Here is a 26,364-nt window from a genome sequence, read left to right as displayed (position 1 = left end):
AATCTTTATCCTGCATTAAAGCGATAACCTACGCCCCTAACCGTCTGCAGCAGCTGCGGGTTATCAGGATTCAATTCTATCTTTTTACGTAGGCGTACAATATGCATATCAAGCGTTCTGGTGTTCACGTCAGAGTTGTAGCCCCACACCACCAGCATCAGTTCATCACGGTTAATTACTTTACCAGGGTTACGCAAGAAATAAAGGAGAATACGGTTTTCCAATATCGTCAACTCGATTTTCCTTCCGTCTCTGAATAGGGTATGAATATTTGGATGGTGCTCCATATTGCCAAAACGATGAATCTCAGCCGAATCTTTATTAACGATAAATTTCACCTTGCTCTCCAACATGGCCACGAGTACATCCATATTAAACGGTTTGGTGATATAATCAGATGCACCAAAATTGTAGGCATCTATTTTATCTACGTCCTGCGCCTTTGCCGTCATCATAATCACCAGGTTTTCGAAACCCTGTTTACGTACATTCTCGCAAACTTCGGCGCCCTGCTTACCTGGCATCATCCAGTCTAATAACACAATATCAGGCTGATCGGCCAAAATCATCCTTTCACCCGCTTCACCATCGTTGGCTTCCAACACGGTATAACCTTCGGCCTTTAACCGGTGAGCAACCAGAAAACGAAGATTCTCATCATCTTCTACAATTAATATTTTTACTTCTTTAGACATTATGTGTGTGTTACATTGTAATGTTGAAACGTTGCAATGTTTGAAGGTTAATTTAACATTACAGCCTTCCAACCTTTAACTTTCCAATTCCTTAACTTAACTATTATAAGGCAGCACGATTTTAAATTCTGTACCACTCCCTACTTTACTTTTTACGGAAATTTCTCCATCCATAAAGTTAACCAGTTCTTTGCAAAATGCCAAACCCAGGCCTACACTGCCCATTTGGTTATATTCATTCTGGATCCTGAAAAACTTCTTAAATATATTGTTTAATTCAGAAGCCGGGATGCCAATTCCTTTATCAGCAAAACGGAAAACCAGTACTCCTTTTATCAGCTTTGCACTAATGTGCAGTTTTTTCTGCTCTGGTTTTGAATACTTGTAAGCGTTCTCTGCCAGATTATCGAACAAGCTACCCAATAGTACCGGATCGGTAATAAAAGTTTTAAATCCCAATACCTCATAAGTAATTTTAAAATCAGGATGTTTTAAGGTATGCGATTCAATTGTACTTTCTATAAAATCAACAATATTAACCTCTTCCTGGTTTAGTTTAATGGCTTTATTTTCAATTTGTGTAAAGGCCAGTAATTTGTTCATCAAACCATTCAGTTTATCGGCTTCTTCATCCAGTATCTTGCCATAAAGCTGCTGCTCTTTATGACTTAATGCCGGCGCGCTTTTAATATTGTTCCCCGCGATTTTAATTACACTAACAGGGGTTTTAAACTCATGCGTCAAGTTGTTTACAAAATCGTACTGCAACTTAAACATTTTACTGTTGATATTCAGGTTACGGTAAATCAAAAATGCAACCAGTAAAAGCACACCGTATACCAGCAATAACACCAATGCGATTGGCATGAAATAAATAAAAATTTCTTTCTTGATGTAAGATTTTGAGGAAATGAGGTATAATTTAAAATCAGAAAATGCACCAGGAAGGGCAATTTCAGTATTTATATTTTCATCTGAAGTATCAATCGGATCATAAGTCAGTGGTTCAATCCTGATGGTTTGGTACAGTAACGGCCTGGTATTGATAATCTTGATTTTATGTGCATCGAGATTAAAAACCATTATATCCTGTTGATATACAGGCGCCGGGCTTAACTTCCGCCTGATCATATCTTTATATATCCTTAAATCTTCACGGCGGGGAATATTTAAGTAAGTAATTTTATTTTCGTTGGAATTCACAATAGAAAAGTTGGTAAACAGCTCTTCTTGTGTGGGCACCGATGCGGTATCAAGATCCTCAACAAAAGTGGCAAGTTTAATGGCAATAGCATTAAAATCACTGCCTACGGTAAAAGATTTTGTATCATCCTCTGAATACAACTTTACCGAATCAGGCTTTATTCCTTTCCCGAACTGGAAAATAGATTTTGGACCGATACCCAAATGATTTGCATTAATCCCATCTTTAACCGGTACATTCTTCACTTCTGTATCGTAAAAAGTAACCTTTGAGATAAAGGGATATTTTAACATCACAGTATCTACAAACTTCGCTGCAGTAGAAGAGTCCAGATAGCCATTATAATAAGAAATCTCAGGCATTTTGTTCTGAAAAAAATCATTGTAAGGCTTAATACTTTGTTCCAGGACATTTACCTTCTCTGAAACAAAATCATTCTCTATCGTTTTTTTGCTATAGTTAAACGCAAGGAAAAGCGAAAGGATAAAAAGTATAGAAATGAGTGTAATAAAGGTTACACCTAAGGTAAAGTTTTTACGGTAGTTGCTTTGCTTTTCTAAGGCCATACCTATCTTTTACCTAAGTTTTCTTTTAAAAACTCTTCCAAGGCCTTGTACAAAGCTGTCCTGCTCTGCTGACGTACCAAAGGATCTGGACCTTCCTCTTTTTCAATATAAGTAACCTGAACGTTCCTTTTTTTAAGTTCTTTGATAAACTGTACACCTTCTGCTACGTTAACGCTTGGATCTTTGGGGTTCTGAGCGATAAAAACAGGCGATTTAAACCGGTCTGCATGAAAAACAGGCGAAGCAAATCGCATATAATCCGTATCGGTTATCGGATTACCTAAAATTTCATAATACATCTGCAATTTGGCCTTTAAAAATGGCGGAAAGGTTTTCAGATAGCTAAACAGGTTAATTACACCTGAATTTGATCCGCCACATTTGTAAAGATCGGGATTTTTATATAAACAATTTAAAGCAATGTAGCCTCCAAAACCATTGCCGTAAATGGCAATTTTTTTAGGATTGGCAATTTTCTCCTTAATCAGCCATTTTACGCCATCGTTAACATCATTCTGTATCTTATCGCTCCATTGCTTAAAACCCGCAGCATAAAATGATTTTCCATAACCGGTAGAACCCCGGTAATTTACTTGCAGAACGGCATAGCCACGGTTGGCCAAAAATTGTACCTCTGCATTGTAGCCCCAACTATTTCTTGCTTTAGGACCATTATGTGGCAGGACAACCACGGGTAAGCCAGCTGCTTTCTTATTTTTTGGCAAAGTTAAATAACCATTAATGGTTAGGCCATCGCGACTTTTGAAACTGATCGGTTTCATGGCATTCATATCTTCCGGGTTAATGGAAGGACTGACATCCGTAAGCTTTTTAAGCTTTTGATCAATTGCGGTATACAAATAATAAGAACCTGGATTTTTATCGGTAAAGGTACGGATCACAAACACTTGGTCTGTCTTATCCCTGTCCATAATGATCCATTCAGTACCAGGCAAAAGTTTATCAATCCTGGAGTAAGCTACCTTTACGCTGTCATCGAGATAAAATTTTTCTCTTTTCCAGGTCTCGCAGGTTGCAAAAAGCATTTTTTTTCTGAAACGGGAGTAGGTTGCATCCACCACGTTTAAAGTATCATTTGCAAAAAGAACCTCTTTTTCTTTCCCTTTTTTTAAATCAACCGCTACCAGTGCGTTTTTATCTCGGTTAATGCTCGAAATGGCATAAAGTACATTAGGCTGGTCTTCAGAAAATGCAATGGGCTGAAAAGTAGTTTCAAAATTATTGGTAATTACAGGCGCAAAAGATTCATTTTCATTTTCGCGGTACATTAAGGTCTCGTTCACCCCATCACTGGCAACAGCAATTTTAAGTACACCTTTACTATCCGTCATCCATCTGGTAATATTGCCCGGGTTTTTTGCGGCAATCTCCATTTTTCCATCCCGAACGTTTAATCGGTACACGTCGAAAACCGTTGAATCTCGCTTATTTGAAGCCACAATAATATATTTATCATCAATCAATTGGTCTTCAATTACCCTCAACCTGTTTTTCTCATTGGCACTCAGCTGCACCTGCTTGCTCCCATCTTTATTGATCACAAAAATATCGGATCTACGCTCTTTAGATCCATCTTCGGTATAATAAATCAGTTCATTATTGCTGGTCCAGAAATGAAAACTGATGTTCTTTCCGTTCAAATGTGTCAACTGAACAATATTACCCGTGGCAATATCTTCAGCAAAAAGGTCCAGTTTTTTATCATGAAGCTTTAAATAAGAAAGACTTTTTCCATCTGGAGAAATGCGATAGTAGGCCTTGTCTTGCGTTTTAAAAAAATCGTCTACAGGAATAGTATCATGTTTTGCGCCTTTACAAGCCCAAACCGATGCAACCATTAACAGTAGGAAAATTTTTTTAAGCATAAATAAATCCTTTACGGGATAACAAAAATAAGGATCGCAACAATTTTAACAGCGATATACACCAACAATGTTACTCATGCGATCAATAATAAGTAGTGGTTCAATTTAGTATTTATAAAATATCTACAAAATAAAATACAGGTAACATTTAAAATACGTTTAATTTCAAGTGCCGGTTTGGCTAAAGATGTATTAAAATATTACATTTAAAACTTATAATTTAGGGTTTATGAACCGTTTTTTTTTCATCATATCCGTATTGCTGTCGTTTGGAGCCAATGCACAAATCTTCCGCCCCAATCAGCAGATTGCACCTGATGAAAGCAGTCTGGCTATTCAGTATTATCAGGATGGCGCATATGACAAGGCCGTTGTGTTACTGGAAAAACTTTATTCTACTCCGAATAACGAAGTTTATTTTGATATTTACTTTAATACCCTGCTAAAATTAAAACGCTATGATGTAGCGGAGAAAACAGTTAAGAAAGAAATCAAAAAAGATCCAAAGAGCGACGTTTACCCAATCGCATTGGGCAAACTTTATCAGGAGAAAGGCGATGTGCAGGCTGCTGATAAAATCTTTAATGAGGTCATTTCAAAACTGCCAAAAGAAGAATTCAGGATCAGAAATCTTGCCAATAACTTTTATCGGTTCGAAAACTACGATTATGCAGTACAAACCTTTAAACAGGGCAGAAAACTATTTGGAGACGATCAGATGTTTGTCTTTGAATTGTTAAACATCTACCGTTTTAAAAAAGATAAGGCCATGCTCATGCAAGAGTACCTGGATGCACTTGCAACAATGCCCCAGTTATTACCACAGGCAGAAACTGTACTCGCTTCTATTTTTGAAGATAAAAACGATTATCAAATCTTTCAGGCGGCCATTTTAAAAAAAGTACAAAAAGCACCTGATGCCGAAGTTTACATTCAGTTGCTCACCTGGAATTACATTCAGCAACAGGAATTTGAAATGGCCCTGCGCCAGCTTATTGCATACGATAAACGGACTAAAGCAGATGGCGGTAGTTTGTTTAATGCCATTTATACCTTTGTTGACAATGGTGCCTACGAAACAGCGATTAAAGCTTACGACTACCTGCTCACCAAAGGAAAAGATAACCAGTATTATCTTCCTTCAAAAATAGAGATGCTGAATACCAGGTACAACCTACGTACCAGCGGAAAATATTCAGTTGCAGACCTCGATCTGCTCGCAAAAGATTATGAAACCTTGCTTGAAGAAAACGGCAAAAACAGGAATACCCTTTTTGCAATAAAAAAACTGGCCAACCTACAGGCTTACTATTTAAATAAACCGGCTAATGCAGAAAAAGAATTAGAAAATGCAATAAAAATGCCAGGCATAAACGACCAGGACTTAGGCCAGTTAAAACTTGATTTGGGCGACATTTATATTTTAACGAACCAACCCTGGGAAGCATTTTTAGTATACGAGCAAGTAAGCAAAAGGTTTGAAGGACAACCCATAGGAAATGAAGCCCGCTTCAGGAGTGCTAAACTTTCTTTTTATCAGGGCAATTTCGAATACAGCAATAGCCAATGTTTGGTTTTAAAAGCTGCTACCTCGCAACTGATTGCCAATGATGCATTGAATCTAAGTTTATTGATCAGTGATAACATCCAGACACCAGCCGATAGCAATGCCCTGAAAATGTATGCGGACGCAGAAATGCTTTTATTTAGAAACCTACCTGAAAAAGCGATAAAAAAAATGGACAGCATTGCCATTGCCTATCCTCAAAACAGCTTATCAGATGCCATGATGATGAGTAAAGCAAGGATTTTTATTAAAGCAAACGATTTCCAAAAAGCTGCTGATATCCTTAAAAAAGTAACGGAAGAATATAAAGACGGGATCTGGACAGATGATGCCTTATTTACCTTAGGTGATTTATACGAAAAGAAACTGAATGATATCACACAAGCGAAAGTGTATTTCCAAAAACTGATTACCGATTATCCCGGCAGTATGTTCAGCGCTGAGGCCAGAAAAAGATTTAGGAACTTACGGGGAGATGGGGTTAGTGAGTCAATGGTTCATTTCGTTAGTTCATTGGTTATTAGTCATTAGTTCATTGGTCATTGGTTTATTGGTCATTGGTTCATTGGTCATTGGTCATTGGTTTATTGGTTTATTGGTTTATTGGTCATTAGTTCCATTGGTAACTGCAAATTGGGAACCGTAAGCTACCGTATGGTTAATTGGTTAATATCTAAATCATTTAAAGAATAAAATATACATCGTTAATTTTTTAACGTTTATATATTAGTTACCTTTGCGCCATGTTTTTATATAATGTTACGCTCATCCTTGAAGATGCAGTAGCCGAAGAATGGCTACAATGGATGCAGGATATTCATATTCCACAGGTTATGGCAACGGGTATGTTTGTTTCTAACCGTTTATTAAAGGTTGTTGATTCGCCTAATGAAGGTGTAACTTACTGTTCGCAATATGTTGTAGAAACATTAGATCACTACAATAAATACCAGGAAACCTTTGCACCAGCTTTGCAGGCGGAGTTAAACGAAAAATACAAAAACCGTTTCGTTGCGTATAGAAGTTTAATGGAATTCGTAGCTTAGGCCTCGGACTCCTGACTGAGGACTTCCGACTTATTTAAGCTTCTCATTATTCTTATGCCTGTCGGCATCGCGGATGCTTTTTTTCTCCAGGTTCTTTTCTAAAGCTTCCGTTAAATTTATACCGGTTTGATTGGCCAAACAGATTAAAACAAACATTACATCGGCCATTTCATCAGCCAGGTTTACGGCCTCATCACTTTTTTTGAACGATTGCTCGCCATATTTACGGGCCATAATCCGGGCCACCTCCCCTACCTCTTCCATTAAAATTGCCGTATTGGTTAGTTCGTTAAAATAACGGATACCCGTGGTGTTAATCCAACGGTCTACCGTTTCCTGTGCTTCGTTAATAGTCATTTTTTTCTTCTTCTATTTCTGCTTTTATGATAGGGGTTACTTCGGGTTTTGCTCGTTCGAGTAAAAATACCCCTGCCCCTCTCTCTCTAGCATAGGGCGTTTTTATTTCACCGATTTTGGTAATCTGCTCAAAATAGGGCTGCTCTCTCTTACGGTCGGGGTCTTCATCGTTGGCACCAGTAATCATAATAAACGTTTTAACCGGTTTATCCATTTTAAACCAATAAAGATAATCGGCGTTGTACGAGACAGCATTGATATTTTTATATTTTGAGTAATAGTTAATCGCACCAGCCTGCCCGTAATTATCGGCACGTATTAGTAGGGTAGATTTATCTTTAACTTTTCCGTAAGCAACATCAACCAATGCGGCCAGTTCTTTCCAGCCCTGCATATCTGCATAATCCTGAGGCAGCGCATGATTTTCCCCGTCTTCCCAACGCAAAGCCCCCACCCGCTCGAACCTTTTATGATGGGCAATAATTTGCGCAGGACTATAAACCGGCATCAAAAGGGGCAACAGGTAAATAAATGAACAAATATTAAAAGCAAAAAGCAAGCCCGTTAATATATATTTCTTTGCTAAAACCCTGCTTAAATAAACCGCACCAAAAGCCAGTAAAACGGGATATAAACCCAAAGCATAATAATCTTTTGCTTTAAAATAGCTAAATACAATTAGCGTAATGAAATAAGTAAGAATAATCCAGCTGTGTTTCCTGAAGTCTTTATAAAAAACCAAACTACCAATCCCAGCCAGGAGAACAAATATCGAACTGATAAAAAAGAGAAACTGCGTGATGAAAAAATCAATCCGGTTTACATGTACCAGTTGTGTGGACTGCAAAAGTTTCATGTGGGTGAGTACAGGAAAGTGATGTGTTATTTGCCAGATTACATTTGGCGAGATAATTAAAAGTGCAAGTAAAATGGCTGGATAAAGATGCTTATCGATAAATATTTTTCGATTTGAAGTAATAATGATGGCAGGCAACAGACCAATGATCAGGAAAAGAACATTATACTTATTCAAAAAGCCCAAAGCCACAGTGATAGCAAAAGCATATAAATACCTGGCTTCATTCTTATCAAAATATTTCAGCAAATAATAAAATATGGCTGTCCAGGCTAAAACATCAAAAGAGTTAGGCTGGTAAAGGGTATTTAACCTCAGCAGAGCAGAACATAAAAAGGCTACGGCAACCAGGCATTTAGCCAAGAGGTTACCTTTTAAAAACCCGACAGTTTTCCAGCAGTAAAGTAGTGTTAAAGCACCCATTAAGGCCGGAAAAAGTTTAATCATAAAAACACAGTTACCCAAAGCTTTGATCAGCCAGGAAAAAAGTGAAGTTAATGGCGGAACCGAGGTGAAACCTGCCGCAAGATGATTGGCCTGATCTAAATGCAAAAATTCGTCGCGGTGTAATTCATAAACTGAATTAACAAACACAAAGGATAGCAACACCTTTAGAATCAGAAAAAACACAAGACAAGTGTATTCTGCCAGCCTTTTAGGATTTGGTTCCCCCATATTTACTTAAGTCTAGGTTTTTTCGCGATAAACAATGCTGATTTTTGACAGTCAGTTGCTTGATTAGTTACACGATGGCTATTTAAATTTTAATCATTCCTTATTTTTGGTGTCAATTATGATCGTAACCGGTCCGTCGTTTAATAAAGCTATTTTCATATCGGCACCAAAAATTCCGGTTTCAACTTTTTTTCCCAATAAAGCCGAAAGTTTATCAATCATTTTCTCATATAAGGGAATCGCGACATCCGGTCGTGCTGCCTTGGTAAAGCCCGGACGGTTTCCTTTCTTAGTAGAAGCAAACAAGGTAAACTGGCTGATCAATAAGATATCTCCACCCACATCAGCAAGCGCCTTGTTCATCAATCCGCTTTCATCACTAAACACGCGCATACCGATAATTTTCTGCGCCAACCACTCTAAATCTTCTACAGTATCTGCATCTTCGATACCCAACAATACCAGAAATCCGCTTTCGATGGCCCCTGTTATGTCACCATCAACGGTACAACTGGCCGCTGTAACCCTTTGTAAAACTGCACGCATTTTATACTATTTTTGCTTAAATCAATTCTATGCGCAAGATAAGTATTTTAGTCATCTCTGTATTTCTCTTTTTCGGTTGCAAACAAAAACCGGTTGTCAACCCTACTTTTTACTATTGGAGAACGGATTACCAGAATAAAAAAGCAGAAACTGACTATCTTGATCGATTTAAATCAAAATCTTTGTATGTGCGGATAATGGATGTAGATTTTAACCCAGATCTGCAAATGCCCGTACCCATTTCGCCTATTAAATTTTCAGACCCCATACCTAAACAGGTTAACATCGTCCCAGTGGTATTTATCGTTAATCAGGTATTTAATAAGATTGATACCATGCAGACTGCCGTAATGGCCAATCGCATTGCTAAGTTTGTGGCCGAAAAGGTAAAGCAGGCCGGAAAGGCAGACTATACCGAATTACAGATTGATTGTGATTGGACCAAAACCACCAGAAACAGGTATTTTAAATTTTTAGAGCAGTTAAGCGCCAACCGATTGTTAAAGGGCAAAACGATTTCGGTAACCTTGCGCTTGCATCAGATTAAAAATATTGTGTCAAGTGGAATTCCGCCGGTAAACAAAGGGATTTTGATGTGTTATAACATGGGCAATCTACGTAAATATGGCGATCAAAACTCAATATTGGACCTGCATGAAATGGATCAGTATCTTAAAGATTTTCTGCAGGAATACCCCTTACAACTCGACGTGGCGCTACCCCTATTTGAATGGGCAGTAGTATTCAGAAATCAACAATATGCAGGTATTTCGAAGCGGATCGGCAAAATACAGATTGAAGATAAAAAGCTTTTCAAACAGCGCGAAAATTCCATTCTGTACGATTTGCTGACTGATTACCCCGCCGCTGGATTGAAAAAAGGCGATGTAATAAGATGGGAACAGGTTTCTGCTGATGATTTACTTTTAAGCTCTAAATTTTTATCCCGATATTTAAGCCCCAAAGAACGAAACATCGTTTTTTACCATTTAGACATCGACCTTTTAAAACATTTTACCAATGAAGACCTTCAAAAAGTCATTGCTGATTTTTAGTGCATTCCTGATTACTTTTTTCGGCGAAATTGCTGTAAATCTTGCCTGTGGCGGTGAGATTGATCCTTATGATTATTATATTTCTTATTTCCATAACAATATTGAAGGAGATGAATATTCGCCATTTGCCTATAACCAAATGGTTTATCTAAACAGCGAAACGGACGTAGCAAGCGAGCCGGATATCAACAGCCGCGAATGGGCCCGATTCCTGCATGTTAAAAATGAGGATGTATTAAAGGTGATGTACAAAACAGACAGTGCAACCAATGTAAAACTGGTCAATTTAGATGGCAATATTTCACAGTTACCTGATAGCCTGCAAGAGAATAGTTTTATCCAGGCACTGGGCAAACGCAAAGCGTCTTTAAAATATTATCAGTTCGCTAAAAGCTGTGAACCATTGGCCAATGTGACATTTAACCTTTGGGATGCAACACCACGTGATACCACTGCTATGGCTGCAAAAGCCCGGGAAGGATTAAAATTAACAACTGCTGAAAAAGATGACTTTCTGAAACTACGTTATGCTTACCAAACGGAACGGATGTTTCATTTCGCTGGAATGCATGCGGAGAGTAAATCAACTTACGAAACGCATATTAAAACCAGTAAAATTAACAGTGCCGTTAAAGGTTGGGCATTGGCTTTATATGCAGGATCAATCCGCAGGTTAGGAAATCCGGATGAAGCAGCTTTTTTATTCTCAAAAGTTTTTGCCAGCAACCCCGAGCGGAGGATACAGGCCTACAAAAACTATTATTATACCAGTTCTCCTGTTCAAGGGGCTCTAAAATACGCCAGCACCAATAATGAAAAAGCCAATATCTGGGCAATTAATGGTTTTGGCAATGCAGATTCAGGGATAGAAAGCATGAACAAAGTTTACGGCTATGAACCCAAAAGCCTGCTAAACGGCACATTATTGGTACGCGAGGTAAATAAGCTGGAACAAAATCTTATTCAGGCAAATGACATAGCGAAAATTGGTTATAATTATTATTTTTCGGATAACGACAATCCTAAGTATAAAGACAGTTTAAAAAATGTTAATCTAAAACACCTAAACGAAATCAGAAATTTCGCCTTGAAACTGGCTGCGGAAAAGAAATACCCGCAACCTGAACTGGGTACTTTAATTGCGGCCTATTTATCATGGATGGAGAATAATGATCCTCTGGCATTAAATTACCTGGCTACTTTAAAACCAGAACAGCTATCGGAAAGATTACGTGATCAATACCGCATTATCGACCTGTTGATCAAAGCTAAAAACATTAAAAAAGGTAACACATTTAACGAAAACGGCTTACTACCAACATTAAAATGGCTGGACGAAAAGCGTTTTGCAGAAAACAAAAACCAACCTTACGAACAATATTACGATAATGCCGATAAACGGTTTAGCAGAACGACCAGGAATTTTTATCAGCAAATATTAGCGCCTGCTTATTTAAAAATGGGCGACACCGCTAAAGCAGCACTGGCAATGGTTAAAGGTGATCTGAACCGCAAAACGCTGAAAGAAAATTCCCTTTTCCAGAACATGAGTTACGAGAGCATTAATTTTTGGCAAAAATACCTAAGCCCGAAAAGTATGCAGGGTTTAGCGGTTTATAAAACAAAAGCGATGGGCAATGATGTTACCGCCCTGTTGGCTTCGGCTTTAAACCAATTGAAAAACGACGATTTTTATGAGCTTTACGGCACCACTTATTTGCGTACACATCAATACGACAAAGCTGTTCAGATGTTTGCAAAGGTTTCGGTGGGTTATCACTATTTTGCTCCTGAAAACTGGTACGGAGATGGGGAAAACACTAAACTTTACGCCAATCCATTTATCGAAACCATTAACGATTTTCCAAAAAAGTATGTAACAGCCAAAGCATCTATTACTAAAAAAACTTTTGCTGCAGAAATGCTTCGTTTACAGAAGTTAACGGTTAGCGACAAAAAAAATGCCGCGCTTTACTATTATAGAATGGCGAATGCGGTTTACCAAACAGGTTATTTTGGTAACAGCTGGTTTCTAATCAGTTACGATTGGTCATCTTACGACAATAGCAACCCGGCGAAATATGTTTATGATGGGGATTATAAAAAAGCACAGACCGCAAAGGCGTGGTATTTGAAAGCGAGGGCATTAAGCACCAATGCCGATTTTAAGGCAAAATGTACCTTTATGCTGGCCAAATGTTTGCAAAAGCAGATCATCATGAATGCCAATCCACTATCATTTTACTATTATGATAAAAAGGATATAAAATGGAGAAACTTTATTAAGGCCAATTATAATAATCCTTATTTGAAAGAATTAAGATTCGACTATACTAAAACTCCTTTTTATGCCATTGCAGCAAGCGAATGCAGTTATTTAGGTGATTTTATCAGGCCTAAATCGCAATAAGTAGCGTCGTCCCGATTGAAGCGCAACGAAATGCCTGCCTGTACAGGCTGGGAAAGATCTATCGAGCAGATTTCTCGACTCCGTTGCACTTCGCTCGAAATGACGAATCTACAGCTACCACCTGATCAGCGCACTGGCCCAGGTAAAGCCAGATCCAAATGCAGCAAGGCAAACCAGATCGCCATCTTTGATTTTACCCGCCTCCCAGGCTTCGCATAAGGCAATGGGAACAGAAGCAGCTGTGGTATTCCCGTATTTTTGAATGTTGTTGAATACCTGATCGTCATTTAAGCCCAATAACTGCTGCACATACTGACTGATACGAAGGTTTGCCTGGTGCGGCACCAATAGATCGATATCTTTTTCAGTTAAATGATTAGCTGCCAAAGCCTCTTTTATAACCTCCGGAAATTTTACTACTGCTTTTTTGAAAACAGCAGGTCCATCCATATAAGGTAAGGCGGCGCCACTTTCTAAAATTTCGGGTGTCATAAACAATCCGCCCAATTCCTGTTCCGGATAGGCTGGTTTATCATTTAGCCATTTATTGGCATGCGAACCTGGGTAATACATCGCCAGAATTTCTGCATCGGCACCATCACTATGTAAATGCGTACTTAAAATTCCTTTTCCGGTTTCATCCGTAGGCTGTAATACAACAGCACCTGCTCCATCGCCAAAAATTACCGAAACATTGCGGCTACGGGTCTCAAAATCCATAGCGAAAGAATGTTTCTCGCTTCCTACCACCAGCACATTTTTATACATGCCGGTTTTCACAAACTGATCTGCTACCGAAAGTGCGTACACAAAGCCTGAACATTGATTCCTGATATCCAAAGCACCGATTTCTCCCATACCCATTTCCCGCTGCAACAATACCCCACATCCCGGGAAATAGTAATCGGGACTTAGCGTAGCAAAAACGATAAAATCGACATCTTTCGCCGTAATACCGGCTCTTTCGATGGCGATTTTTGCCGCCTCAATACCCATGGTAGTAGTGGTTTCTTCATTACGATCGGCAAAACGGCGTTCTTTAATACCCGTACGTTCCTGGATCCAGGCATCATTGGTATCCATAAACCGGCTTAAGTCATCATTGGTATACACGTTTTTCGGAACGTAGTAACCTATTCCTGCAATTTTAGACTGGTGCATGCTCGTATATTATTCGGTTAACAAATGTATTAAAAGGGATGTAAGATGTATAAGGTAAGATAAAAAATGTAATACAAAGGCTAAAAAATCTACTTCTATTGCCTAAAATAATCACAACTATCTTCTATTTAACCTATTACATCTTACATAAAAAATAGTTATTTTTGCACCATGTCTACAGAAACCAAAGAAGAGACCTTTACGCTCGAAGAAATCTTAACTTCCTTAAAAACCGTACATCGCCTTATTTTGTGGAATGATGATATCAATACATTCGACCACGTGATTTATTGCATGATGAAATACCTTGATTATAACGAATCGCAGGCGGAAAAAATTGCATGGAAAGTGCATAATGAAGGTAAATGTCCTGTTTTAGAAGGATCTTTCACCGAAATGGAAGTATACCGCAAAATTCTGCAGCAAGAAGGCCTGACAGTTTCTGTTGATTAGGGTATTTTCTAGCGAATCGTCTTGCTGAACTTGTTTTACAAGGAGAAATAGTATTTTCAATTGCCTTGTAGCTACTTCGTGGCCAGCAGCTACTTAAGCAGAAGACCCTGAAATAAATTACCTTCGGTGAGCTCGCTAAGGCTCGGTTCAGGGTGACGACCATGTAAAAAGAGACAATAAAATTACCCCTCCAATCCTTTTATAAGTGTTAATAAGCCAGCCTGTGTAGTTTGCGTTTTATCTTTAGCATACCAACCGTGAAGTTTTTCTGCTAAAACCGGCATTTCGGAAGTTTCCGCCCTCCATTCTTTTAATAGTTCCTGCAAAACCTGTGGCCTTGGGCCCCAGGTTGCCAAAACCTGGTCGGCCGATTCATTTAATACAATTAAAACCGGAATTGCTCTTCCCCCATTGGTTAAATGCGCATCAATTAATGGAAGATTTTTATCTCTAAGTACAAATCTCAGTTCAATTTTACCTAACGATGCCGTTGCGATTTTATTGAACAGTGGGACAATCTGCGCGGCATCACCACACCAACCCTCAGTAATAACTAAAAATTTATACTTTTCTTTAAGATGATCGATCGTTGATACCAACTCATCATTTAGGCTAATTGTTTTATCTACACGGTTCATACGCTGAACATTCATTTTAGTATAGTGCAGATCGTAAGCTACATCACCAGTAGCTTTTCCCTCCAATAGAAGTTGATCAATCAAGGCGCGATAGGTTTGATAATCCATTCCCTGCCCGCTGAAAATTTCGCTGTAATTAACCATGATGTTTAATATTATGCTGCAAAGGAAAGGAGAAATTAGATGAAAATAATCATGATTTTGCAAGAAAACGCAGGTGACTGATTGCATAATTCTTGGGCTGTTCAGCTAACTGCAAACAACAAATTAGTATTTCTGAACATCCTAAACCTAACACTCAGTATTTCCATCCATTAACCTGATTCAATAGCCGTTGGATAAGATGTTAAGCCTGCAGCGAAGTAAAAGCAATGACTGTGATAGCAACGGCAAACGGTTAAACACTACAGACCGATATTTTGCAAATTATGCTACTTGCTGACTATTAAGAATGTATACCTGGCTTATTTGATGACGGACACCAGCGAACAAATGCCGATGTGCTTTAATGATACTTAACATGGCATTAATAAAAAAGGTTCTACAAATTAATGCAGAACCTTAAGTGGTTAATTTGATGGGGAGGTGCGTTATTATTTACTGTTTAATTTATCGGCAAGCAGTTTCATGTAAAAACCGCCCACCACACTTCTGGCTTTGAAATTATCGCGGATGCCGGTATTTGAATCATAAAAATCATTTAAAGGCACTCTCGATTCAGTTTCGATAGCATGCTTGTAAACCGGATGAACCAGCGCCTCGAATTCCTTTTGTGTTGGTGCAAAAGCAGCGGTCCACAAAATCCAGTCATTTTTAGTATAGGCCTTTCTGCTATCTAATGGAATACCGTATTTATTTTGTTTCGTCAGGTAATATTTGGTTTCGGTATCATATATTTTTTGAGGGAATAAATTTAAATTTAAGACCTTATCCCAAACAAGGTTATATTTCTGGCTCCATGTATTCTTATTATCGAACGTTAGCGCATAATGATCGCCGGCATCGGCCATTTCCATCCATTTTGGCACCATACTTTCGGCAATCGCCCTATATTTTTTAGCGATATCATCGTATCCCAATGTTTGGGCCATCTGGGCATAACAAGCTATACCTACAATTGCTTTTACCGATAAATTAGCATTGCGAGCCAGGTGACCGGCAAAGTCATCGGTACATAATTGCGTTTTTGGGTCTAAGCCCTCTTTGGTCAAATAATCAACCCATGTGGTTAAAGTTTTCCAGTGTGCTTTGGCATAATCGGAATTTCCCTGTGCTTTGGCAATTGCAGCAGTTAAAATGATCATGTTACCTGATTCTTCAACAGGCATTGGCTCGCCATATGTTTGCCCGTTGGCCAATGGATAAGTACCAAGATCGTGTGCTGCCCAGGGATGAGGATACTTTCCACTTTCGCTGAAATAGAAAATACCATTTAACATCCCTTTTAATAATTCTGGATTATATATCAGGTATAAGGGTGCCGATGGATAAGTTACATCTACCGTGTTGATAAAACCACCACTGTTATTTTCTTTTGATAACCATAAAATTTCGCCCTGCGGACTCTTTACCAGGGTGTGGGCGGCAATGCTCTGGCGATAACCCAGAACACATAAATCGGCATATTCCTTACCACCAGATTTTAAGGCATCGGCATACAAAGCCTTATTAAAAGCTTCACACTTCTCTACTACTTTTTTATATTCGTCTGCCGCAGCAGTTAATTGTGCCTCAATGGTTTCTTTACCTGAGGTATTCCACCAAGGTCTTAAATTTTTATTGAAATACTGAATACTGTAAATTTCATCATAACCCAGTTCAACATATTTCTCAACGGCAGTTTTGCCTACAGTGCCGAAAGGGATAATGGTATTTAAGGCAAGCATTTTACCTTGTTTGGCAGTTGAAGCGGAATTACCTTGTCTAAATGCATCAGCTGCATTTTTTTCAGTTGTTACAAACTGGATGGCATTACTGGTTTTTGGCGCAGCTACATAAAAGTAACCCCAATCAATACGCATATCATCACTTGCTTTTTGAAGAATCGGCTGCTCTACCGTACCTGTTTTCAATACCGATAATTTGGCTGTGCCGTATTTAGTGGCTGTAACTTCTTGCGTAGGGCGATAAACAGCAATGTTTGACGCTGCGCTCAGATATACCTTTACCTGATGTGTTTTGCTATCATTTGCCTTTACCTGGTACGAAACATAAGAAACCGGGCGAGCAAACAAACCCAAATCATTCATCAATAAGGGTGAAGTGAAAGTTAATTTGAGATCTATCTTACCACAAGTAAAGTTATAAATGGTTTGCGTAGCATTAATTTCTACACTTTTTTGCTTAGCGATCTGAACTTTCCCGGCATTATCCTTTAATTTATCTACCAGACCAAAATCAAGGAACCGACCGCCGGCAGTATTTTTAAGGTGGATGGCCATTACATTTGATCCTGCTTTTAAAGCACTTTTATCGCTATTGCTTAATGCAATATATTTGAAATCATTGGTCCAGCCTTCTTTTGTGTAGATTCTTTTTCCATTCAGGTAAACCTCGATATTATCGTCATGATTAATTTTTAAAAACAGCTCGTTTATTGACGTAGGGTTGGCGACATTGAAAGTTCTCCTTACCCATATATCGTTTGATTTCCATAATGTTTTTACATTTTTGGCATCGTCGCCTACAGGTGCATTACCCGTTTGCCAGTTGCTGGCCGCGTAGCCAGCGGCCTTCCAATCTCCCTGAGGCTCAGTTTCAGTATATTTTACCTCATACAATTTTTCATCTGATGCAGGTACAACGGTTTTATAGCTGGTACTTTCTTTACCTAAAAAGCGATAAATACTACCGTCAACATTGATCATTCCTAAAAGCGAATGATCGGCACCTGTCCAGTGTTGAGTAGCAGACTCATTTAATTTATCGGTTGTAGACCAAATGCTGAAATAGGTATTGTATGTAATTAAGGGATAGGCCGGGGCTTTCCGTTCCTGTGCCTTTAATAAACTGCCTGCAAACATACAGCCGAGTATGCCTATGGCTTTTAATATTTTGGTTCTGTTCATAGTGTGTGTTGAAATCCGGTAGTATATATGGTTAGATTAATATTAGTTAAACGTTTTACTAAAGTATAAAATATAATTTGCTTTATGAAAAGAAGTCTATTTTAATTGTCTAATCGACAATTAAAGTAATAGTCTAAAAAAATACATGAAGTTTTCAGGCTTCATGTATTTTTCAGATGTGTAGAGCGCTATTTATTAAGGCTGTTTTTTATTGATAGTCCACTCTGATAACTGGAATAAACGGCTTCCCCTATTGGCTTTGATATAAAGGCGGTAAAATTTATAGGCTACAAAATTGTCGAAATAATACCTTTTGGTTACGCGTCTTTCACCTGAATTGGCCCAGGGGCAAGAGGTTACCGTATGTAAGTCGGTATACTGAATACCATCTATTGACCCCTGTAAAATCCAATACCGTGGGTCCCTGTCTTCGGCATCGTTGCCCGAAGTTAAAGTGTAAGCGCCAACCACCTGCGGCGTTGTGAGTTCAAATGTACATCTTTGCGTACCATCAAAACCTGCCTGTAAAAATTTGGTTGTAATGTCGCCATCCACCAGTTTTTTCGACCCCTCATTAGAATCGGGTCCGGCACCAGCTTCTAAGTTTACCGAAAATATGCCTCCAATAGTGCGCATATAATTTTCTCCGATTTTGGTAGGGTCGAAATTGGGATCAACAATATTTAAAATCACTTCTTTTGCGGCAGAATAACCCTGGCCATTTCTGGTGGTTAATGTTACTTTATATTTACCCGGGAAACGGTAGGTATGTTTTGGATTAACTAAAACCGAAGTACTGTCATCTCCAAACTGCCACAATAAAGTTTTGTAATTTGTAGAGGTACCGGTGAACTGATACTCTAAAAACTTTACCGTATCAGGCCTCACATAGGTAAAACCTGCTGTTGGTTTAGGTTCGTCCACTACAGGCACAACCTCTTCCGCATCTTTCTTACACTTTACTGTGGTAATTACAATAAGTATTAAAAGAGATAGGAGAGTAAATAATCTTTTCATGTTATTTTTCATATCTGATTAATATTTAAGGTGTTGGGAATAACTGAGATTTTGGTATTACCCTTTTGGATAAAATATTTGGCACTTCAATTTCTAAATAAGCTTGCTGACCGCCCACATTTTCACGGTGATGTGCCTCAATGGTGTAACGTTTTCCGCGTTCTAAAAATATGGTACCTTTACGTGAGTCCTTATCCCATTGAGTGGTATAATCATCAACCAAAGCAACACCATTTACATATAGTCTGGAACCATCATCCCAACGGGTTTGATAAAAAGTGTAGGTACCACGTACGGGCGCCAAAAACTCGCCTTTCCATTTGCTGGCAAAATTATCCCGGCTTAATTGTGTCCCCGAGGCATTTTTTACATTATCTGGCCATCCATCGCCACTAAAGTTAATGGTCTCATCTATCCTTGTTACAAATGGTGCGCGTCCATCATCCGGGTCTAACTGGGTGTTGGTATAATATCTCGCGGTTAAACCGGTACCGTTTCCAGTAATGTAAGAGTTATTATCCAAATTTACGTTAGGATCCACCACCACAATTAACTTACTTTTTGTAGGGTGAATTACATGATTGTTTGCCTCGCTAATACTGAAGGCGAATGCAAATTTCTTATTGGCAACAATGTTGGCATCAAAAACCGGCCATGGGATCTGAAGCCGCACCACTGCACTGGAAGCGCCTGTGGCAAAGCGAACCAAAGTATCAACACTATAATCTTTGGCAGCCAGGTGTATGGCATCAGCAGGCAACGTTCCGTTACCTACCAGCGTACTAACGGTATCAATATTTTCTTTGATTTTAATATTGAAAGCTGTTGATGGCTGATTTTCTAGATTTACAATGAGCGGAATGGTTACCCCTGCAGGTCCCACTATATAATCTCCCTGATATACCACATTGTAGATACCTGCGTTTTTGAATGTTAAGTAATGTAAATCGGTAGATTTCAGCAGATCAGAAGTATTGATGATTACCATGATGGTAGATTTACCGGCAGCAATTTTGTTTCCTTTACCCGGAGCTGAAAGCTTTAATGCAAAAACAACTTTTTTACCATAATTGCGCTCCAATACGGACCGCCGGACAATGGCAATACCTTCACTGTTATCGGTACCATAAGCCACATTGATTACATTTGGATACTCAACTGCTGTAGACGGCATGAGTACCGCGTTGGTGATGGTTCCATTATTAATTAACTGGGCAACGGTATCATTATTTAAAGTTAAACCCACCTGGAAGGCCTCTTCTGCAACGCCGGTTAAAGAAATTTTAAAAGGCACCTTAACGTATTCGTTATCTATGGAAACCTTTCCGGCAACAATACCTTCCCCTGTTATACTACGGGTATTGGGATCGGGCAATGTTAAGTCTTCAATTTTTGATTTGCGACAAGAATAAACGCCAATGATGGCTAAACTTATCAATGCGATATATATAGTTTTTTTCATTTTATGCTATTTTAAATGGTCAGCAAATCTGTTATTGATCTAACCAAACGCGGCCATCAAGTTTCCAGGTTTGTTTATTGGCAATTTTTAACCAGTTTATAATCTGCGCCGGGATATCTGCTGTTTGCGGAACAAATACGGCCAGTGTTTCCGGAGCTGGCGGGCAGATCAGATCATTAAAACTCTCCCAGTCATACGTTCCCTGAAATTTAAAATCATGTGCCTGCGAACTGATATCTGCCATGATATTGCCATTACCATCTGTTGCAGGCCAGTACCCTACCAGAAAATTAAAGTATGGATGACTTTGATCTATTGAAGTTTGACAGGCATAGTTACCAATCATTCCATCAGGAACAGAGAATTTAAAAAAGCGGATGTCGCTGACATATACATCAGGCGAGCCGTGGCCATTTCCGTTCAAAAATCCCAGTTTTAAAGGATTGGAATTCGCCAATGAACCTGAACCGGTAATTTCGAGTTCATTGTTAAAGGTACCATTGGTATAGGTGCGTACAAAACGCTGTCCGTTACGCACTTCAATTTTTGCAGTCAGGTTTGTCCATTTTCCTTTAGCAAAACTTCCGCCCCTGCATTGGTGATAATCTCCATCTTTAGTGCCCCGCCACTCAAAATACCAATAGTCTTCTTCTAAATAGATTACCCAACCTACGCTTGGATGGCCGCTGGACCACTCGTTACGCTTGCCGAGCACACTTGGCCAGAAAAACCTGTCTTCATTCTTTTTAACCTTTAGCTCAATGGTCACCTTTGTTGTATCGTCAATATTATAAACATTGGCATCAGCAGCGTCAACCTGTGCCCTCACGTTCTCGCCCTTAAAACGGATGGTTTTGCCCAAATACCGGTTACCCGTAAACGGCTTTGTTAAAATTCGTTTGTTGTAGGTTGGTGCATAATAAATTACAAATGCATTTACTTTGGGTTGGCTAAAAATGGTCTGGTCATCGGCATTTGCAGGTAAGGTATACTGCCCACCAGCACTTGAGGCAATAACCACCAACCATTGTTCATTGTTATAATTTGGGCGTTTTTTTAATGCTGCAAGAATTTCACCTACACCGGTATCAAATTTTTCTATCGCTGCTTTATATGCCGGAAAAGAAACATCATATCCAGAGGCTGCCCCTGCTGCATTAACTCCTGTAAAATGGCCTACAATAACTGATGCGGTATCACTGCCGATATTGCTGATCAAACCTGCTTTAACTGCATCATCATCTGCCACCAGATTACTGGCATCAGCCCCCGTGTTTAACGATTTAAAAACCGCCGAAGGCGTATAGGTAACAATTTTCGATTTTGCACTTGCCTCTTTGATCCTGTTGAAGATTATCGGGTAATTCTGCAGATTGTTGTTCGTTAATGCATCACTGTTAACCTTATGCTTCTCCTTTTTAACCCCGGTTAACATATTTGCCCAATTAGTTGCATTTGCCGTTGCATCAGGATCACTTAAACCAACCCAGGTGTAGATTGCGTGCGGTAAAATGGCATCGATATTTGGCGTATTGGCATCTAAAACCGATTGCCCCCTAGCGCCATCAACTATTAAATAAAGGACCTTGCGGTTTCCGTATTTAACGGTTGTAGTATCACTTGCATTTTTATCCCCAATGGTTCTCTCGAATTCTTTATTGCAAGAAAATATGGCTGTGGCGGTTATTGCTGCGATTAAGCCAATCAATAATCTATATTTTTTCATCATACTCATCTTAATTTATATCTGGTTAGCTTAATCTGTTATTCGATGGTTACTCTAATCATATTGTATAATGGTAAATTATCAAAACGGCTAAACCCACCGATTAGCAATAATGCTTTTTTACCATCTGCAGATTTGGTTTCAATTACATCAGCTAAGCTACCACTAAACGGACCGGTTGAATTGTATCCTTTCGCCAATGTTCCTGTTGGGGTTAAAACCATAAACCCATTTCTGGTGATGCCATTATATTTGATAAAATAGCCACTTACCACAATTAACCCGTTGCTAAGCTGTTTGGCAAAATCAGCTTGCCCTCCTTCGAAGTTCAGCGATTTGAATGATTCGTCTAAAGTGCCGTTATCGTTTAAAACGGCAACACCTAAAGCTGCTTTACCGTTATAGTGCGTAAAACTTCCGGTGATCACGTATTTTTTTGTGGTTACATTGTAAGTACAGGAATATATGCCATTATCTGCACCGGTGCCAGGCGTAAAAGTAGGGTCAATGCTACCATCAGCATTTAACCGGATGATGCGGTTAGCTTGCTGACCATCGAAAGTGGTAAAATTACCAAACACCACCAGTTTTTCTAACTTCTCAGCCTCAGTATGCATGTAAGTATCGATAGGTCCGTTTGCACTTTCTTTTCCCTTATTTGTAGCGGTATTAAAACGGAATGTTTTATCAAGGCTGCCATCTAAATTAAAGCGCAAAACCTGGCGGATTTCTGTACTATCCAAAATTACCGTATCTCTTGATAGGTCATAGTTAAACTTATCATAAGTTCTTTTAACATAATATCTAAAATCACCGGTAGCCAGAATTTTCCCTTGATGCGCATATACGCGATTGATAAAACCATTGGTGCCACCGTTAAACCTCGGAAACCATTTTTGGGTAACGGTATCAGTTACCGTTGGCTTTCTCTTTGTTTGGATTTTTACGGTGTCGATTGCTCCGCTGGTGAACAAACTGGTAATATTGCTGATGTTTTCGGTACGCTGGTTAAATCCGCTAAAACCACCTGCTATAATAAAACGGCCTCCAATCTCTAAAATCCTGGCCAAACTACCGTTAGCCCCCCTTCCTGTACGGAAAGTACGGTCATATTCTCCATCCAGTGATGTTCTTGCAATCCTGTTAATCGGAACCACACCGCCTTTGTTATCAAAATTTGTAAAATTACCAACTACGATATTCCTTCCATCAAGCATTTCGTATACCTGACTTACAAAACCGTTGGTGCCTGCTGTGGCTTTAAAAGTGGGATCAATCTTAATAAGCCCCGTTACCGTAAAAGTAGGACCAATAAATAACTGATCGCCAATGGCGATGGATGTTACGCCTGTACTTCCGCTTTCCGGAACTTTAACCGTAATTTCTGTTGGCGTTACACTAACTACCTCCGCCTTTTCACCATTGAACATAAAGGTTAACTGATCTTTATATTTATCAAAGCCAGAAGCTTTGATCACCACGGAGGTACCAACATTACCAACAGCAGGAACAGGTACATCAGTTTGTGAAATGGCCACCCCTAAAGGCGATTTGGCATCGGCGTATGGATCGGGAATCACATCGTCGGCCTTTTTACATCCCTGAAAGCTAAAAGCCAGCAGGGTGATTATTGCGAATATTAATTTAATTTTTTTCATGGTTTAATTTCTTGAGGTCACTCCAAATGCGATTTTATTTCGAAGAATCAGACGGTGTTAGTCCACTGTAATACACATCACTAAAAAAATCGCGCTCGTTGAAACCGAAATAAGCGCCACCTCTTGTTTCATTATAGGCCAAAGTGTGCACAACGCCATTGGTAGGTTTTATATCAGATGACGCTACCTTATTGATGTACCAGTTATCATTAGGTTTTGAAGCATCAGGGATATAGGTCAGATTTAACTGGCGGTACCCGATATACTTGATATTATTTGCGGTGCCATAGGTTACCCCGATATTTGAGATATTACCCCCTAGAGAATAATACAAACCGCCTGGATAAACACTTTTAACATCAAAATCGATCTGTTGATAGTCCTTTAATTTATTCACACCCTTAAACATATAGCGTTGCAAATATCTCTTCCAGATTACCGGACTAATCTGATCCAGCGTTTTAACAGTATCTTTTCCTGAATAAAAGAGAAAATTATTCAATCCACCGGTTTTAACTGTACCAATTGTTTTCTTAATTACCTCATCATCAGGTGCAAAAAATGTAAAGTCTTCATTAGAAAAGGTGCTTTCCATACCCGCCAGTTTTACAATTTGGGCTATGGTATCAAATGGTACTTTTTTAGCCTGTAAATATTGAAGCATGTTCCCGTTAAAATTAGGATTGGCCAGACCTCCATCCCGATAATATTCATCACGTTTACAAGCATTTAACACAAGCAGTAAAGCAGCACAAGCAAAAATTAGCTTTTTCATATGTCTTTTATTATAATTAATTACCACCATTAACCCAGTAATCATTCAATTTCATAAATGGGTTGTTGTTTAGCGCATTTTGGTTAATTGGCCAGGTCCAGGCACCACGACTAAATTTATCGGATGTAAGTACGTTGTAAGAATACTGACTGTTCAAGATTCTCTTCGTTCTAACAAGATCAAAATAATGGTGTCCCTCGCCAATCAGTTCTCTTGAACGTTCGTAAAAGATAAATTCTTTAAGATCTCCGTTTGAAGAGGTATAGGGAGATGCACCAGCACGGTTCCTAACCATATTTACGAGTTTTATGGCTTCGGCATCCTCATCGATATTGGCCAGCGCCTCTGCTGCAAGCAAAAGCTCACCCCCATATCTAAAAATCATAAAGGTATTATCCGGATTGGCATCTTCCTCCCCTACGATAAAAGAGTTTTTGGCATATTTTAACATCATGAACTTACCATTGTCGGCAAAAATATCTTCATTAAACCAGGTAGTAATCCTTTTATCACCACCGTCCTGAAAAAGTTTTTGCATGTACTCGCCCCGGTAATAAGCAAAACTTACGCGGTGGGTATATTCAGGCCTTTTGTATGGATAATGCAAAAACATATCGGCAATAGGTGCTACGTTCAGTACGGCATCACCATAATTTATACTTTGATAAAATTCGAATAAGCTTTCATCCGAACGGCCTTTGATTACTGTTGACCAATCTGAAAGTGGTAATAACCGATAGGCATTACTTGCAACCAGTTCTTTCCCTAAATCTGCGGTAGCCTGGTAATATTTTTTTGCGTTGGCGCCATCGAAACCTGCATTCCACATGTTCATCTCCATCATTAAGGCAATGATACTTCCTCTGCTTGCCCGAACGCCTTTTAAAGCAGGGTCGCTATAGGTAAATGGAATCTGATTTTTGTAACTATTTAAATCGGCAATACATTTATTTAATACGGATACGAAATTCTCGCGGGGTAATGATGTAGAGTGAAATGCATCGGTATAATATACTACATCGCCAAATAACCGCACCATGGTAAAGTAACAAAGCGAGCGGATAAATGCGGCTTCGGCTTTAAACTGCCCTTTTTCTGTATCCGTAATGCCCGGAACACCCTCATCCAATTTCGCGATGAGGATATTGGCGCCCTGGATTGCCCTGTAATAACCGGTCCAGTCTGTTATTCTGTCAAAATTGTAATAATCCCAGGGCTGCCCTCTTCTGATCAGGTTTAACAGATCGTTTCTACCTAAATACTCCACATATTCCCGTGAAGGAGCATTATCAGACTGGCTTTCGTGCAATACTTCGCCCGATCGGTATTCTCCCACTGCGCCAACATAATGTGTTTCGTTTATTTTGCTAAAAACAATCCTCGACAGATCATAAATATTAGCAACCACATCATCTTTAGACTGGAAATAGTTGTTTCCTGTTAATTTATCCAAAGGCTGTACATTTAAAAACTTTTTACATGAAGGCAAGCAAAAACATGCTGCAATAACCAAAGTGTAAATAATAACTTTTCTCATAATAAA

General features: G+C 39.0%; 20 protein-coding genes. 5 read left to right on the top strand and 15 right to left on the bottom strand.

Going from position 1 to position 26,364, the window contains the following annotated elements; genetic code table 11:
* Positions 1 to 5: 5 nt before the first annotated feature.
* The 3 genes from BM107_RS11025 to BM107_RS11015 form a co-directional block, all read right to left on the bottom strand.
* A complete protein-coding gene (locus BM107_RS11025; protein ID WP_090983192.1) occupies positions 6 to 695 on the bottom strand; it encodes a response regulator transcription factor in 690 nt (229 codons plus the stop codon).
* 96 nt (positions 696 to 791) lie between these two features.
* Positions 792 to 2,465, bottom strand: coding sequence for a sensor histidine kinase (locus BM107_RS11020; protein WP_090983190.1), 1,674 nt, complete (start codon positions 2,463 to 2,465; stop codon positions 792 to 794).
* Between the two features lie 2 nt (positions 2,466 to 2,467).
* A complete protein-coding gene (locus BM107_RS11015; RefSeq protein WP_090983188.1) occupies positions 2,468 to 4,351 on the bottom strand; it encodes a S9 family peptidase in 1,884 nt (627 codons plus the stop codon).
* Positions 4,352 to 4,580: 229 nt separating this feature from the next.
* Here BM107_RS11015 and BM107_RS11010 point away from each other — a divergent pair, with 229 nt between their 5' ends.
* Both BM107_RS11010 and BM107_RS11005 read left to right on the top strand, forming a co-directional pair.
* Positions 4,581 to 6,449, top strand: a complete 1,869-nt coding sequence (locus BM107_RS11010; RefSeq protein ID WP_090983186.1) for a tetratricopeptide repeat protein — start codon at positions 4,581 to 4,583, stop codon at positions 6,447 to 6,449.
* Between the two features lie 212 nt (positions 6,450 to 6,661).
* Positions 6,662 to 6,964 (top strand): DUF4286 family protein, encoded by a 303-nt coding sequence (locus BM107_RS11005; protein ID WP_090983184.1) that lies wholly within the window; start codon positions 6,662 to 6,664, stop codon positions 6,962 to 6,964.
* A 30-nt stretch (positions 6,965 to 6,994) separates the two neighbouring features.
* On the opposite strand, the gene BM107_RS11000 is transcribed toward BM107_RS11005, so the two are convergent.
* The 3 genes from BM107_RS11000 to dtd all read right to left on the bottom strand — a co-directional run bounded on the left by BM107_RS11000 (position 6,995) and on the right by dtd (position 9,398).
* Positions 6,995 to 7,321 (bottom strand): nucleotide pyrophosphohydrolase, encoded by a 327-nt coding sequence (locus BM107_RS11000; protein ID WP_090983182.1) that lies wholly within the window; start codon positions 7,319 to 7,321, stop codon positions 6,995 to 6,997.
* Positions 7,311 to 8,852 carry a glycosyltransferase family 39 protein gene (locus tag BM107_RS10995; RefSeq protein ID WP_090983181.1) on the bottom strand — a complete coding sequence of 514 codons (1,542 nt, stop codon included), beginning with the start codon at positions 8,850 to 8,852 and terminating at the stop codon, positions 7,311 to 7,313. Before BM107_RS10995 ends, BM107_RS11000 begins: the two co-directional genes overlap by 11 nt.
* Positions 8,853 to 8,945: 93 nt before the next feature.
* Positions 8,946 to 9,398: a D-aminoacyl-tRNA deacylase gene (gene dtd, locus BM107_RS10990; RefSeq protein WP_090983179.1), complete on the bottom strand. Its 453-nt coding sequence runs from the start codon at positions 9,396 to 9,398 to the stop codon at positions 8,946 to 8,948.
* Positions 9,399 to 9,427: 29 nt separating this feature from the next.
* Here dtd and BM107_RS10985 point away from each other — a divergent pair, with 29 nt between their 5' ends.
* Positions 9,428 to 10,453, top strand: coding sequence for a hypothetical protein (locus tag BM107_RS10985; protein ID WP_090983177.1), 1,026 nt, complete (start codon positions 9,428 to 9,430; stop codon positions 10,451 to 10,453).
* Positions 10,419 to 12,863 (top strand): hypothetical protein, encoded by a 2,445-nt coding sequence (locus BM107_RS10980; protein WP_090983174.1) that lies wholly within the window; start codon positions 10,419 to 10,421, stop codon positions 12,861 to 12,863. The genes BM107_RS10985 and BM107_RS10980 overlap by 35 nt, the downstream gene beginning before the upstream one ends.
* A 114-nt stretch (positions 12,864 to 12,977) precedes the next feature.
* Here BM107_RS10980 and BM107_RS10975 read toward each other — a convergent pair whose 3' ends face one another.
* A complete protein-coding gene (locus BM107_RS10975; protein WP_090983172.1) occupies positions 12,978 to 14,024 on the bottom strand; it encodes a 3-oxoacyl-ACP synthase III family protein in 1,047 nt (348 codons plus the stop codon).
* A gap of 171 nt (positions 14,025 to 14,195) precedes the next feature.
* Between BM107_RS10975 and BM107_RS10970 the strand changes: the two genes are divergently transcribed.
* Entirely contained in the window at positions 14,196 to 14,477 is a 282-nt protein-coding gene (locus tag BM107_RS10970; protein ID WP_025143968.1) for an ATP-dependent Clp protease adaptor ClpS, read from the top strand.
* 182 nt (positions 14,478 to 14,659) lie between these two features.
* Here BM107_RS10970 and BM107_RS10965 read toward each other — a convergent pair whose 3' ends face one another.
* The 8 genes from BM107_RS10965 to BM107_RS10930 form a co-directional block, all read right to left on the bottom strand.
* Positions 14,660 to 15,259 carry a thioredoxin family protein gene (locus BM107_RS10965; protein WP_090983170.1) on the bottom strand — a complete coding sequence of 200 codons (600 nt, stop codon included), beginning with the start codon at positions 15,257 to 15,259 and terminating at the stop codon, positions 14,660 to 14,662.
* A gap of 449 nt (positions 15,260 to 15,708) precedes the next feature.
* On the bottom strand, positions 15,709 to 18,183 hold the full coding sequence (locus BM107_RS10960) for a glutaminase family protein (RefSeq protein WP_090983167.1): 2,475 nt from the start codon (positions 18,181 to 18,183) through the stop codon (positions 15,709 to 15,711).
* A 195-nt stretch (positions 18,184 to 18,378) separates the two neighbouring features.
* Positions 18,379 to 19,200: a PKD domain-containing protein gene (locus tag BM107_RS10955; protein WP_159435229.1), complete on the bottom strand. Its 822-nt coding sequence runs from the start codon at positions 19,198 to 19,200 to the stop codon at positions 18,379 to 18,381.
* A gap of 25 nt (positions 19,201 to 19,225) precedes the next feature.
* The gene (locus BM107_RS10950) at positions 19,226 to 20,662 is read right to left on the bottom strand and encodes a PA14 domain-containing protein (RefSeq protein WP_090983163.1); all 1,437 of its coding nucleotides are present in this window, start codon (positions 20,660 to 20,662) and stop codon (positions 19,226 to 19,228) included.
* A 31-nt stretch (positions 20,663 to 20,693) separates the two neighbouring features.
* Positions 20,694 to 22,391, bottom strand: a complete 1,698-nt coding sequence (locus BM107_RS10945; protein WP_159435228.1) for a DUF4983 domain-containing protein — start codon at positions 22,389 to 22,391, stop codon at positions 20,694 to 20,696.
* Between the two features lie 35 nt (positions 22,392 to 22,426).
* A complete protein-coding gene (locus BM107_RS10940; protein WP_090983159.1) occupies positions 22,427 to 24,046 on the bottom strand; it encodes a DUF5008 domain-containing protein in 1,620 nt (539 codons plus the stop codon).
* A gap of 34 nt (positions 24,047 to 24,080) precedes the next feature.
* On the bottom strand, positions 24,081 to 24,821 hold the full coding sequence (locus tag BM107_RS10935) for a fasciclin domain-containing protein (RefSeq protein WP_159435227.1): 741 nt from the start codon (positions 24,819 to 24,821) through the stop codon (positions 24,081 to 24,083).
* Between the two features lie 16 nt (positions 24,822 to 24,837).
* Positions 24,838 to 26,358, bottom strand: a complete 1,521-nt coding sequence (locus tag BM107_RS10930) for a RagB/SusD family nutrient uptake outer membrane protein (protein WP_090983155.1) — start codon at positions 26,356 to 26,358, stop codon at positions 24,838 to 24,840.
* Positions 26,359 to 26,364: the final 6 nt, after the last annotated feature.

This window comes from Pedobacter suwonensis (genome assembly GCF_900111825.1).
Classification (GTDB): Bacteria; Bacteroidota; Bacteroidia; order Sphingobacteriales; family Sphingobacteriaceae; genus Pedobacter; species Pedobacter suwonensis.
This window is presented reverse-complemented; position numbering and strand designations above follow the sequence as displayed.